The organism is Collinsella sp. CLA-AA-H167, assembly GCF_040095305.1.
In the GTDB taxonomy this organism is placed as follows: domain Bacteria; phylum Actinomycetota; class Coriobacteriia; order Coriobacteriales; family Coriobacteriaceae; genus Collinsella.
This window is the reverse complement of the sequence record NZ_JBBNGA010000001.1, coordinates 189,995-202,364: the sequence shown is the minus strand read 5'-3', so window position 1 is coordinate 202,364 and position 12,370 is coordinate 189,995. Positions and strand designations below refer to the sequence as shown.

Annotated in this window: 10 protein-coding genes and 3 tRNA genes; all 13 read right to left on the bottom strand. The window is 63.4% G+C overall.

The window, feature by feature from the left end; all coding sequences use genetic code 11:
- Nucleotides 1-76 precede the first annotated feature (76 nt).
- Nucleotides 77-1,432, bottom strand: coding sequence for an NADP-specific glutamate dehydrogenase (gdhA, locus tag AAAT03_RS00960; protein WP_195361367.1), 1,356 nt, complete (start codon nucleotides 1,430-1,432; stop codon nucleotides 77-79).
- Nucleotides 1,433-1,694: 262 nt separating this feature from the next.
- Nucleotides 1,695-1,791 (bottom strand) — tRNA-Sec (locus AAAT03_RS00955).
- A 61-nt stretch (nucleotides 1,792-1,852) separates the two neighbouring features.
- Entirely contained in the window at nucleotides 1,853-3,823 is a 1,971-nt protein-coding gene (selB, locus tag AAAT03_RS00950; protein WP_349102374.1) for a selenocysteine-specific translation elongation factor, read from the bottom strand.
- On the bottom strand, nucleotides 3,820-5,277 hold the full coding sequence (gene selA, locus AAAT03_RS00945) for an L-seryl-tRNA(Sec) selenium transferase (protein ID WP_349102373.1): 1,458 nt from the start codon (nucleotides 5,275-5,277) through the stop codon (nucleotides 3,820-3,822). Before selA ends, selB begins: the two co-directional genes overlap by 4 nt.
- A gap of 186 nt (nucleotides 5,278-5,463) precedes the next feature.
- Nucleotides 5,464-6,300: a formate/nitrite transporter family protein gene (locus AAAT03_RS00940; protein WP_349102372.1), complete on the bottom strand. Its 837-nt coding sequence runs from the start codon at nucleotides 6,298-6,300 to the stop codon at nucleotides 5,464-5,466.
- 323 nt (nucleotides 6,301-6,623) lie between these two features.
- Nucleotides 6,624-6,697: transfer RNA gene (locus AAAT03_RS00935), tRNA-Gly, on the bottom strand.
- Between the two features lie 6 nt (nucleotides 6,698-6,703).
- Nucleotides 6,704-6,780 (bottom strand) — tRNA-Pro (locus AAAT03_RS00930).
- Between the two features lie 91 nt (nucleotides 6,781-6,871).
- Complete coding sequence (brnQ, locus tag AAAT03_RS00925) at nucleotides 6,872-8,230, bottom strand: branched-chain amino acid transport system II carrier protein (RefSeq protein WP_349102371.1); 1,359 nt, start codon at nucleotides 8,228-8,230, stop codon at nucleotides 6,872-6,874.
- Nucleotides 8,231-8,306: 76 nt separating this feature from the next.
- On the bottom strand, nucleotides 8,307-9,446 hold the full coding sequence (locus tag AAAT03_RS00920; protein ID WP_349102370.1) for an aminotransferase class V-fold PLP-dependent enzyme: 1,140 nt from the start codon (nucleotides 9,444-9,446) through the stop codon (nucleotides 8,307-8,309).
- Nucleotides 9,443-9,694 carry a DUF3343 domain-containing protein gene (locus AAAT03_RS00915; RefSeq protein WP_349102369.1) on the bottom strand — a complete coding sequence of 84 codons (252 nt, stop codon included), beginning with the start codon at nucleotides 9,692-9,694 and terminating at the stop codon, nucleotides 9,443-9,445. The genes AAAT03_RS00920 and AAAT03_RS00915 overlap by 4 nt, the downstream gene beginning before the upstream one ends.
- Nucleotides 9,695-9,712: 18 nt before the next feature.
- Nucleotides 9,713-10,339, bottom strand: coding sequence for a sulfurtransferase-like selenium metabolism protein YedF (yedF, locus tag AAAT03_RS00910; protein WP_349102368.1), 627 nt, complete (start codon nucleotides 10,337-10,339; stop codon nucleotides 9,713-9,715).
- Nucleotides 10,340-10,397: 58 nt separating this feature from the next.
- Nucleotides 10,398-11,447, bottom strand: coding sequence for a selenide, water dikinase SelD (selD, locus tag AAAT03_RS00905; protein ID WP_349102367.1), 1,050 nt, complete (start codon nucleotides 11,445-11,447; stop codon nucleotides 10,398-10,400).
- A 70-nt stretch (nucleotides 11,448-11,517) separates the two neighbouring features.
- Nucleotides 11,518-12,282 carry an acyl-CoA dehydratase activase gene (locus AAAT03_RS00900; RefSeq protein ID WP_349102366.1) on the bottom strand — a complete coding sequence of 255 codons (765 nt, stop codon included), beginning with the start codon at nucleotides 12,280-12,282 and terminating at the stop codon, nucleotides 11,518-11,520.
- Between the last annotated feature and the right edge of the window lie 88 nt (nucleotides 12,283-12,370).

The window sequence follows — 12,370 nt, the reverse complement described above, 5'->3', positions numbered from 1 at the left end:
ACGGCCCTCACCACCATAGAAAAAGGCTCCCGGCACAAATGCTGGGAGCCTCATCAGTTGCTATGTCGAGCTGGATTTAGCAGACGCCCTGGGCGAGCATGGCGTCGGCGACCTTCAGGAAGCCGGCGATGTTGGCGCCCATGACGAAGTTGCCCTCCTCGCCGTACTCCTTGGCGGTGTCGTCCACGTTGTGGAACATGCCGCGCATGAGCTGCTCGAGCTTGCCGTCGACCTCCTCGAAGGTCCAGGACAGGTGCTCGGCGTTCTGGCTCATCTCCAGGCCGGACACGAGCACGCCGCCGGCGTTGGCAGCCTTACCGGGCATAAAGGCGACGCCGTTCTCCTGGAAGTAGGTCGTGGCCTCGATGGTCGTGGGCATGTTCGCGCCCTCGCCGACCACCTTGCAGCCGTTGGCGACGAGCGCCTGGGCGTCCTCGAGCAGCAGCGTGTTCTCACGAGCGCAGGGCAGCGCGATGTCGCAGGGAAGCTGCCACACGCCGCGGCCGTCGCCCTCGTGCCACACGGCATTGGGCTTCTCGTCGACGTACATAGCGAGCGTAACGCCCTTGTCGTGGCCGGAGCGCTTCTTGTTGTAGACGTGCTCGAGCACGGTGTAGTCGATGCCGTCGGGATCCTCGACCCAGCCGTGGGTATCGGAGCAGGCCAGCACCTTGCCGCCGAGCTGCGCGACCTTCTGGACGGCGTAGATAGCGACGTTACCGGAGCCGTGAACGACGACGTTCTTGCCCTCGAAGGAGTCGCCGCGGCTCTTGAGGTACTCGTCCACAAAGTAGACCAAACCGTAGCCGGTGGCCTCGGTACGGGCGAGCGAGCCGCCAAAGGAGAGGCCCTTGCCGGTGAGGACGCCGGTCCACTCGTTGGTCAGGCGCTTGTACTGACCGAACATGTAGGCAACCTCGCGGCCGCCAACGCCCAGGTCACCGGCGGGAACGTCGGTGTTGGGGCCAATGTGGCGATAGAGCTCGGTCATGAAGGACTGGCAGAAGTGCATGATCTCGTTGTTGGACTTGCCCTTGGGGTCAAAGTCGGAGCCGCCCTTGCCGCCGCCCATGGGAAGGGTGGTCAGGCTGTTCTTGAGGATCTGCTCCAGGCCCAGGAACTTGAGCATACCCAGGGTGACCGTCGGGTTAAAGCGCAGGCCGCCCTTGTAGGGTCCAATGGCAGAGTTGAACTCGACGCGGTAGCCGCGGTTGACCTGGACCTTACCCTGGTCGTCGACCCAAGGGACACGGAACATAACGATGCGCTCGGGCTCGACGAGGCGCTCAAGCAGGGCGGCCTCCTCGTACTCGGGGTGGGCGTCGAGCGCCGGCTGGATGGTGCCGAGGATCTCGGTCGCGGCCTGGATGAACTCAGGCTGCTCGGGATAGCGGGCCTTGAGCTCGTCGAGAACTTTCTGCGTGTAGCTCATGCTTCCTCCAATGATGGGAAACGAAAAATGTTGGTCGCGGCACCCTATGCGCCGCGAACGTTATCGAGTATGGATAATATCGCACTGTTGCAGCAAAGTTTCGCATAAGCCGACGAGCAGATGTTTCGTTTTGATTACGATGCAGGTAGAAGCGTTTTTGAGCACCCAACGTACAAATCGCGTGTTTCGAAGCTGTTTCGTCCACATGGTCCATACCACCACAAAGAGGACAGGCACCTTTGTGGTGGTTGGCAGGATGCGTTGGCGGGAACGTATGTGAATCGAACACATCCAAGACGTTTTGCACGCCTCACAACGGTTTTGAGGACCGCGGGGCCCACCGGAGCCCATCCGTTCCCAAACGTGGCGGTATTTTACCAAACTAGCAGGGCGTCGTGGCGAACAGCGATACGGCAGCCCCTAACAAAGCGATCTTAGGCCGCCGGCTCCTTTGTCGAGCGTCGTAAAACGCACCGCATCCAGGTGCTCCAAGATGCTAATGGCTCGCTTGCGCGACACGCCCAGGGCCTCGCGCAGCACACTCGTGGTGACAGCGCCGCCGGCAGCCTCGATAGCCGCCGCAACGACCTCGCGCGCCTGAGCCTCGGCGGCGGCGGACAAGGCAACGTCGCGCTCGACCTTAACGATCGAGCGGTTGAGCGAAAGCTCGCGCAGGGCACGCGTCATGGTGTCGCGATCGAGTTGCAACTGCTGCCCCACCTCGGGAAGCGTCGGTGCATCGAGGCCCGCCTCGTCCAGCAGGGCCGCGATGCGCCGGCCGGCCTCGCGCACCACACGTATCGCCGCAGCGGCGGAATGTGGGTCGTAGACCTCGGACCCCTCCTGGGCGCAGATGCCGCGCGCACAGCCCTCGAAGATGAGCGCAGACGCGACGTCTTCGCCCGCTTTCGGCCAGGCGACATGCGCAACCTCGCCCGGGGTGAAGCCCGTTTGCTTGGGCGCGGCCTTATGCATGACGACAAGCGTGTCGGCGAGGGCGGCAAGGGCGGCATCGAGCACAGCGGGGGCGGCATAGAGCTCCTCGGTCGAGCGCTCCGGATGGAGGGCGACCGCATCGCCCGACGCCACCGCGGCGTGCAGGAGCCTCGCGACTTCGGCACCGGAAAGGTCGAGCGCACGGGCGGCAACGGCCGCCGGCACGGGCAGGCGCTGCAGCCCCAGCCATGCGGCAATGGCGGCGGCGCGGTCGCCGGCATCCAGAGCCCTGAGCAGCGAGACCTCTTCCGCGGAGAGGTCGCGCGAGCGGCGGCACCGCGAAAGAAGAACGCAACCGCCGCCGATAAGTACCACCGGGGAGAACGCAAGCACGATGAGACCGTCGCCCGAGCGCACGGGAAGGCGCTCCTCCAGGCGGATTTGCACGGTACGCGTCTCGCCCGGGGCAATCGGCCCCGCGCCCTCCATGAGCATGATACGGCCGAGGACCTCTGCCGTGCCCACCATCACGTGGACGCGCGTGCCGGACTCGAAGGGCACGGGCTTGGCGCCCTCGCGCCCCAGATAGGTGAAGCGCGCGATAAGCCTGAGCGTCGAGCCCTCGGCACCAGACCCGCAGAGGACCTCGCCGCGCGGAAGGTCGCCCGCGCCGTCGCCCACGATGTTGAGCGCCACGCGCTGTCCGGGCAACGCCCGAGGAGTATCGCCATGCACCTGAATCGCGCGAACGCGGCAGCGCACGCCCGCGGGACTCGAAACGAGCTCATCGCCCACCGCCACGGGGGCATCGTGAAGCGTGCCCGTGACGACCGTCCCGGATCCCTTGATGGTGAAGCAGCGGTCGATGGGCAGGCGCGGGGCCAGACAGGGGCGCACCGGGCGGGATGCGGCATCGGCCAGGAAAGAGTCGATAGCGGTATCGAGGGCAAGGCGAACGTCCTCGATACCCGCACCCGTGCGAGAGGAAACGGGCACCACGGGCGCATTGGCAAAGACGGTATCGCCGAGGAAATCCATCACGTCGAGCTCGGCGAGCTCCGCCGTCTCGTCATCGGCCAGATCGCGCATCGTAAGCGCAACGACCATGTGCGTCACACCCAACAGCTCCAGTACGCGAACATGCTCGCGGGTCTGCGGCATCACGCCCTCAACGGCAGAAACCACCAGCAACGCAACATCCACGCCGGTAGCACCCTGCACCATGGCGCGTAGGTAGTGGGCATGACCGGGTACATCGACCAGGCCGACAAGATTGCCGCTCGGCAGCACCAGCTCGCCAAAACCGAGCTCCGTGGTCATACCGCGGCGCCGCTCGACCTCCAGACGGTCGGGATTTTTTCCGGTCAGCGCCTCGATAAGGGCTGACTTTCCGTGGTCGACGTGCCCCGCCGTTCCAATGACAACGGGACATTCGACAAGCTCGCGCGCAGTCATCGGCGCAAACCCGCCCGCACGGCGTCGGCCAACGCAGACGCACACAAATCAAGGTCGGTATCGTGCACAAGCGTGCGAACGTCAAACAGCACCTGGTCGTGCTGCACGCGCGTCACAATCGGCGTATCGGGCTCCTGAACCATAGCGCGCTTCAGGCCATCGACGGACAGGCGCCCATCGACGGGGCAGACGGCAACGCAAAAGGTTGGGAGCTCGACGGTCGGCAGCGAGCCACCGCCCGGGGCAGAAGCGCCTTCGACAACCTGCAGCTCCACCGCCTCCTCGCACTGAGAGTCACGAAGCTTGCGCAGCATGCGGTCATGCAGGCGCTTGGCCTGACGCTCGAGCGGAGCCGACGCGCCGGAAAGCATGTTGAGCACCGGGATCTCCCGATGCGCTGTATCGGGACCGGTCACATACAGACGCAGGGTAGCCTCGAGCGCCGCGAGCGTGAGCTTGCCGGGGCGAAGCGCGCGCATAAGCGGATGAGAGGCGCAGGCAGCGATAACCTGGGCGCTACCGAGAATAATGCCAGCTTGCGAGGCGCCGAGCAGCTTGTCGCCCGAGCACGAGACGACGTCAACGCCGGCGCAAAGCGAGGCGGACGTGGGCTTCTCCCCAGCATCGACGAGCACCTCATCTGTAAGCAAAGCGCCCGAGCCCTGGTCCTCGTACAGTAACAGCCCGTGCTCATGCGCCAGCGCAGAAAGCTCCGCCGCGGAAACCTCCTCGTGGAAACCCTCGATACGGTAGTTAGAAGGATGAACTTTCAAGATCATCGCCGTATTGGGCGTAATGGCGCTTCGGTAATCATCCAGATGCGTGCGGTTGGTGGAGCCCACCTCGACAAGCTTGGCACCCGAAGCCGCCATGATATCGGGAATGCGGAAGCTGCCGCCCACCTCGACAAGCTCGCCACGGCTCACGATGACCTCTTTGCCGCTTGCATGCGCGGCAAGCACCAGCAGCACCGCCGCGGCGTTGTTGTTGACAACCAGGGCGTCCTGCGCCCCCGTGAGCGTGCGCAGCAGACGCGCGGCATGCTCTTTGCGGCCCCCACGGGCACAGGTCGCGACGTCATACTCAAGCGTGCTGTAGCCGCGGGCGACATCGGCCACCGCCTGCACCGCTGCGGGAGCAAGCGGAGCACGGCCCAGATTGGTGTGAATCACAACGCCCGTCGCGTTGACGGCAGGGCGCAGGGTCGGCAGCGACAGGCGATGGGTCCGCTGCTCAATTGCCAAGGCGAGCTCGCGCTTGTTCCTTGCAGGGGCGCCGGAGCGAATCGCCGCGCGCTCGGCATCGAGCTCGGCGTCAATCGCCTCGCGTACCATCGTGTCGCCTGCATCGCCAGCAGCCTTCATGACCGGCCACTCGGCAAGCAGCTCGTGAACGGCGGGAATGGAACGCAGGCGGCCGCGCACCTCGGCAGACATGGATTCGCAGTCGCTCATGAAAAGCCTTTCGACATGTTCAATAAAAAGCTGGTCCCCCGCGATCGTCATCGGGCAAATAAATACCGGCGCGCACGCAAAAGGGACAGGTCCATTATGGCAGCTCGTGACAAGACGTCGAAGCGCCTCGTCTAAAACCTGCCAAAATAAACCTGTCCCTCTTTGGTCGGTTATGCCGTGGGGCCTTTAGGCCTCCCTGTTGGCGTAGATAAACCAGTAGCCCAGCGCAACGATCAGGGCGCCGCCCACGATATTGCCGAGCGTGGCGACGGAAAGATTGAGCGCCAGGCCCGCCGCGTTGAGGGCGTCGGCGCCGGCGACATCAACTCCATAGCCGCAGGAGTGCATCAAAATACCCATGGGCAAAAAGTACATGTTGGCAACGCAGTGCTCAAAACCGCAGGCCACAAACGCGGCAATGGGCAGCAGAATGCCCACGACCTTGTCGACCACGGTCCTGCCAGCGGTACCGATCCATACAGCCAGGCACACAAAGATGTTGCACAGAATGCCGCGGAAGAAGATGGTGACGGCGTCAATCGAAACCTTTCCGGCGGCGACGCTCACCATGGTGTTGGCGACGGCCTCGCCGTTGAGCTTGTAAATAGCTGCCATGTAAACCAAAAAGACGACGAGCAGCGCGCCGGCAAAGTTGCCGATCCACACAACGACCCAAGCCTTGAGCATCTGGGCGAGCGTGATCTTTTTGCTCTTGAGCGCGCAGACCATAAGCGAGTTGCCGGTAAACAGCTCCGCGCCGCAAATGAGCACGAGCACCAGACCCAGGCAAAAAGCAAGGCCACCCACAAAGCGCTGGGCGCCCCAGCCAAGCGTGGGATCGCTCAAAAAGACCGTGAAGAACAGGCCGCCAAAGGCGATGAACGCGCCGGCGAACATGGCAAGCATAAAGGCCTTCGAGGGCGGTAGGTTGGCCTTGGTAACACCGGCAGCCTCGGTCTTGGCCTCGATCGCGGCGGGCGCCAGGCAATCGGGGGTGGAATATTCTGCCTTACTCTGTGCCATGGCAATCACTACTTTCTTACGATGTGGGACAAACGCTCTTGGTTCATTTGCCCCGCGAGGTCGGACGGTATAAAAAAAAACGCGAGCCAAATTAGCATATTGGCCTGCGATTATATAGCTTGGAGCGGGCGACGGGAAGTCCAAGGATTTGCTTCGCAAATCCTTGTTTCGCTGCGGGCCTTCGGCCCTTGCGTGCTGCGCTGGAAAATGCTCACGCATTTTCTCAGCTCCGCACCCTGACGGGTTCGATTCCCGTCGCCCGGCGCGTAAACGAAAACAGCTCTGATTCCCAAAGGAAACCAAAGCCGTTAAAACAATTCTTATGGAGCGGGCGACGGGAATCGAACCCGCGTCATCAGCTTGGAAGGCTGGGGTTCTACCATTGAACTACGCCCGCAAGATATGGTCGGGACGACAGGATTTGAACCTGCGACATCCTGCTCCCAAAGCAGGCGCGCTACCAAACTGCGCCACGTCCCGAAGGTGTTGAGCAGCTAAGGTCTAAACCTTGCGTGTCCCAAAGCGAAGGAAATTATAGGGGAGACTCCCCGCCTGTGCAAGCATTGATGCCTTAGCTCCTCGAATGTGCAACAAAACGACTATGGAGCAGACCGATCACAAATGCCACCACGGCAACCGGCGCCCACGCGGCACCGATATCCGCCAGCGGCAGCACATCAAACGGCAGCCACGCACCCGCAAAGAACGCGTCGCGGACCGAGGTGATCACGCTCTGCACCGCGACAACGCCGCCGACCCAGACCCATATCTGCGGATGCGCGTCGCAAAAACCGTGCACCAGGCCCATAAGCACCAGAACAATGGCAACAGGGTACAGGGCGTTGAGCATGGGCACCGAGAACATGAGGATCACGTCGAGACCCACGTTGGAAAGCACGCACGAGAACGCCGCGAACACAAAGGCGAGAACCGCAAAGGGACGGCGCATGGCCTCCTCGGAAGCCTCCGCTCCCCCTTCGACCGCATACGTCTCGCAGAAATAGCGCGAGCAACAGCTGATGAGGCCGATGCACACGTTCATGCAGGCGAGGAAAAAGATCGCAAAGACCACGACCGTGCCGGCAAGGCCAAAGTGCATGGACGCGGAACGGGCAAGGATGGCGGCACCGTTGGTGGCATCGGGCATAACCGTGCCGAGCTGCATGCCGGCAAGCGCCAGGCCGCAGTAGATGATGGCCATGAGCACGCCAGCGATCACACCGGAGCGCGAGATCTCGAAGGCCACGCGCTTGTCATCGGTAACACCCAGCTCGTGAATGGTCTCGGCGATGATAATGCCAAAGGCGAGCGACGCGAGCAGGTCCATGGTCTGATAGCCAGTCAGAAAGCCCTGCACGGCGGCGCCTGCATCGTAGGGAGCCTGAGGCGCGGCAGCGGGACCCAGCGGCGAGACCACGGCAGCGCCCACGACCAATACGATAAGGGCGATGAGCGCGGGGCCCGTAATGCGGCCGAGCACGCGCGTGATGACGCCGGGACGCAGCGTGAGCGCAAACGCGACGACGAAGAACCCGATGGCAAACACCAGACGTGCCGTGCCGAGCGAAACACCCTCGGGTAGCAGCGGCACCAGCATTTCGAACGCCGTAGAGCTCGTGCGGGGAATAGCCAGGCACGGGCCGATGGCCAGATACACCGCCGCGACAAAGAACTCGCCGAACTTGGGGTGCACGCGGCCAGCAAGCTCGCGCGCCGTTCCGGCAAGCGCCACGGCGATAAAGCCCATGACGGGCAGGCCGATGGCAGCAATCAGAAAGCCGAGCATGGCGACCGGGGTGGCAGAACCAGCCTGCAGCGCCAGCAGCGGCGGAATAATGAGGTTGCCGGCGCCAAAGAGCATCGAGAACAGGGCGATGCCGACGGTGAGGACATGGTCGGAGCGCAGACCGCGCGGGGCGGATGAAGCCATAGGCACACCTTTCGGGTCGAAACAAAAACGGGACGGGCAAAATACCCGTCCCGCAAGTATAAACGGTCCAGCAGCTTTAGCAGGCTAAATTGCGCAGAGCATCGATAGCCGTCTCGACTTCTTCGGTCGTGTTGAAATACCCAAACGAGAAGCGAACGACACCCTGGCGCTCGGTACCTAACGCGCGGTGCATGAGCGGGGCACAATGGGCACCGGGACGGGTCGCAATCCCCCACCCCTGCATGAGCGCGTCCGAGATCTCAGCTGAATCGATATCGCCCAAGTTAAGCGACACGATCGCCGAACGCGTCGGCTGGTCAAAGACACCATAGAGCTTAATCCCCGGAATCTCGCGCACACCGGCAAGGAAACGATCAGCGAGCGCACGCTCGTGGGCAGCAATCGCCTCGACCCCACCCTGGGCCTCGATAAAGTCGAGACCAGCGGAAAGGCCGGCGATGCCGTGACCGTTGAGCGTGCCCGCCTCAAGGCGCGTGGGCCACCCAAGCGGCTGCAGCGTATCGAAGCTGTGCACACCCGTGCCGCCCATGGCCCAAGGGGCCACGTCAATGCCCTCTGCCACGGCTAGGCCGCCGGTGCCCTGCGGGCCCATGAGCCCCTTGTGGCCGGTAAAACACACAACATCGAGCCCCATGGCCTGCATATCGATATGCGCCGTGCCGGCAGACTGCGAGGCATCGACAATCACGAGCGCACCAGCCGCATGGGCCACAGCCGCCACGCGTGCAACGTCAACGGCGTTGCCGGTCACGTTGGAGGCGTGCGTCACCACCACGACACGCGTGCTCGGCGTGACCAGCTGCTCGAGCTCGTCGTAGTCGAGCACGCCGCTCGCGTCGCAACCCGCATGCTCAACGGTCACGCCCCGCTCTGCCGCCAGGCGGTTAAGCGGACGCAGCACGGAGTTGTGCTCGAGTACCGTCGTGACCACACGGTCGCCGCGGCGCACCACGCCATTGATGACGGTGTTGAGTGCCGCGGTTGAGTTGGGCGTAAAACAAACATGGTCAGCACGCGGGCAGCCCAGCAAGCGCGCAAGCTTGGCGCGGCAGCCGTGGATGGCACGCGCCGCATCGAGCGCACCCAACGTGGCACCGCGGCCGGCATTGCCGAGCGAGCACATCGCCTGCGTCACGGCATCGATGACCGTCTGCGGCTTGTGCATGGTCGTCGCCGCGTTATCCAGGTAGATCATCGCACGACCTCCCACATATCGATCACGGTAAAGCCCTCAGTGGGAACGCCCGACGCGGCAAGCTCGCCGCGCAGCAGGTCCTCATCCGAAGGCAGCGCCTTCCATGCCAGGCCGCAGCCGGCAGCGACCTCCCCGGGCACGGGAATCGTGCGCCCGGGAAGCCTGCGCTCGACGCATAGGGACTCGCAGCCCATGGCGGCCGCCGTGGTAGGAAACGTGATGACAAGCGCCGGGCGCTTTTCTCTCATGGCAATCCCGCCCAAACGCTACGGGCGCACGACGCGCACGGCCTGCTCCATCTTTTCGACGATAACATACATGTTCGTGACCTCGCCCACCGCGAGCTGGTTCTTAATGCCAAAGTGATCGAGGCAGGTACCGCAGGTAAGGATCTCGACACCCTGCTCCGCCAGACCCTTCAGGTCGTCGAGCACCGGTGAGCCCTCGACGGTAAGCTTGGCGCCGCCGTTGTAGAACAGCATGGTCGCGGGCAGCTCCTCCTGCTGCGTCACGGCAAAGATGAAGGCCTTCATGAGCTTGTGGCCCAGCTCGTCGTCGCCGCGGCCCATGCAGTCGGTGTAGACGGAAATGACGAGCTCGCCCTTGCCGGTGCTGGCACCACAGAAGGCAGCGCCATCCTGCTCGGGATCAGCCACGGCAATGGCGCCAGAGGTCGTCACGGTCACGCGCCACTCAGCGTCAGAAACCTTCTCGACCGAGGCAGTGCAGCCCTTCTCCTGCGCCATCTTGGAGATGTTCTTGACGGCGGTCTCGTTATCGACCGAGGTCACCACGGCACCCTCGCCGTCAAGCTGTTTGAGTGCCTTAAGCGTCTTGACGACGGGCAGCGGGCAGGCATCGCCCATGGCATTGACTTCAATCTTGGTAGACATAGTAAATTCCTTTCGAAAGAACCGCTATAGAACGGCAAACAGTTACATAAACGTGTAGTTAGCGCACAACGCGAACAGCAGGACCGCCCGGCACCGCCTCGCACACGCGACCGATAACGGCGGCGATGCGACCCTCGGCATGCAGACGACGCGCGAGCTCATCCACATCGGAAGCAGGCGCCGCGATGAGCAAGCCACCAGAGGTCTGTGGATCGTACAGCGCATCCAACATGCCCGGCTCCAGGCCATCGTCGGCCACCACGCGCGGACCAAAGAAGTCCTGGTTGCGGTAGGCGCCGGCAGGGATAATGCCCAGGCGCGCCATGTCGAGCACCTGGTCAAAGAGCGGAACCGCCCCCGACACAAGCTCAATCTGTACGCCCGAGCCCTCGGCCATCTCGCACGCGTGCCCGATCAGGCCAAAGCCCGTGACGTCAGTGCAGCCGTGAAGCTCAAGTCCCTCGGCCAGACGAATCGGGGCCTCGTTGAGGGTACGCATCGAGTCGAACATCGGGCTGGCGCCATCCTGTTCGATGAGCTCGCCCTTGATGGCCGTAGTGATGATGCCCGAGCCGATAGCCTTGGTCAGCAGCAGGACATCGTCCACGCGCGCGCCGCTGTTGGCGAGCATGCGGTCGAGCGCGACAAAGCCGCTCACGGACAGGCCGTACTTGGGCTCGTCGTCGTTGATGGTGTGGCCGCCCGCGATGGAGCAGCCCGCCTCGACGCACTTGTCGGCGCCGCCCGCCAGAATCTGACCGGCAACCTCAACACCCAGGCAACTGGGTATGCAGAGCAGGTTCATGGCATGGCTCGGCCGCCCGCCCATGGCGTAGATGTCCGACAGCGAGTTGGCCGCAGCGATCTGGCCAAACATGAACGGGTCGTCGACCATCGGCGGGAAGAAGTCGACGGACTGCACGAGGCCCAGGTTATCGCCAACACGGAAGACACTCGCATCGTCGGAGGTATCGAACCCCACGAGCAGGTTGTCGTTATGCACATTGGGTAAGTCGCCCAGGACCTGGGCGAGGGCTCCAGGAGCCAACTTAGCGGCTCAACCGCTCGCGGCAGTCATAGACGTGAGCTTAATCTGATCGTCAGGCATCGATACCCCCTCTCATCGGTCAATCATTTTCTCTCAGTATACGCATGAATACGAGCCCAAGGCGGATGCATTAATTGAGCGCCTGTGCGCGAATCGCCGCGCCGATGGCACCGGCAAAGCGGGCTTGGGGCGAGGTGATCACCGGCGAGCCCAACAGCGCGCCCAACCGCTCCGCAACGTAGGCGTTCTCGCACAGGCCACCGGTCAGGTAGTACGGGGCGCCCGCGGCCTGCCCGGCCATGGTCGCCACGCGCGAGACCACGCTGTCGATCACGCCACGCGCAATGTTCTCGCGCGGCTCACCGCGACCGATCAGGCTGATAACCTCGCTTTCGGCAAACACGGTGCACATGCTGCTGATCTTGGTAGGCTCGCCGGTGCGGGCGAGGTCTGCCATCTGCTGCTGGGTAATGACCAGGCGGTCGGCCATGATCTCCAAAAAGCGCCCCGTGCCGGCGGCGCACTTGTCGTTCATGGCAAACTTGGCCACGCGGCCGCCCTTAAGCTGAATGACCTTGGTGTCCTGGCCGCCCACGTCAATCACCGTGCCGTGATCGCCAAACAGGCGCACAGCACCGGTGCCGTGGCAGGTGATCTCGGTCACGACCTTGTGCGCATAGGGCACGGCGACACGGCCGTAGCCAGTCGCGATCACGCGCACGTCGTCGGCTGTCACGCCATAGCCGGCCGCTGCCAGTGCCTCGCGCAGCCGCTCGGAAGCATCGACCGAGGAGAACCCGGTTGGCTGCACGCACGTCCACGCCACCGAACCCTCCCTGTCGACCACAGCAGCCTTAGCCGCCGTAGACCCGATATCGATCCCGATCCCTATCATGGCTCTCTCCCAATCTAAACATCAAAGGTAGCGGCGCGTTCAGGCGCCTTGGCTCTAGGTTTCTCAGGTGCCGGAGGTTGCCCTGAAA

What these genes read in the sequence shown, in the direction of transcription:
- yedF (WP_349102368.1), bottom strand. Translation starts at nt 10,339, where the DNA reads ATGTCTACCAAGATTGAAGTCAATGCCATGGGCGATGCCTGCCCGCTG.
- AAAT03_RS00915 (WP_349102369.1), bottom strand. Translation starts at nt 9,694, where the DNA reads ATGAGAGAAAAGCGCCCGGCGCTTGTCATCACGTTTCCTACCACGGCG.
- brnQ (WP_349102371.1), bottom strand. Translation starts at nt 8,230, where the DNA reads ATGGCTTCATCCGCCCCGCGCGGTCTGCGCTCCGACCATGTCCTCACC.
- AAAT03_RS00900 (WP_349102366.1), bottom strand. Translation starts at nt 12,282, where the DNA reads ATGATAGGGATCGGGATCGATATCGGGTCTACGGCGGCTAAGGCTGCT.
- AAAT03_RS00940 (WP_349102372.1), bottom strand. Translation starts at nt 6,300, where the DNA reads ATGGCACAGAGTAAGGCAGAATATTCCACCCCCGATTGCCTGGCGCCC.
- AAAT03_RS00920 (WP_349102370.1), bottom strand. Translation starts at nt 9,446, where the DNA reads ATGATCTACCTGGATAACGCGGCGACGACCATGCACAAGCCGCAGACG.
- selA (WP_349102373.1), bottom strand. Translation starts at nt 5,277, where the DNA reads ATGAGCGACTGCGAATCCATGTCTGCCGAGGTGCGCGGCCGCCTGCGT.
- selB (WP_349102374.1), bottom strand. Translation starts at nt 3,823, where the DNA reads ATGACTGCGCGCGAGCTTGTCGAATGTCCCGTTGTCATTGGAACGGCG.
- gdhA (WP_195361367.1), bottom strand. Translation starts at nt 1,432, where the DNA reads ATGAGCTACACGCAGAAAGTTCTCGACGAGCTCAAGGCCCGCTATCCC.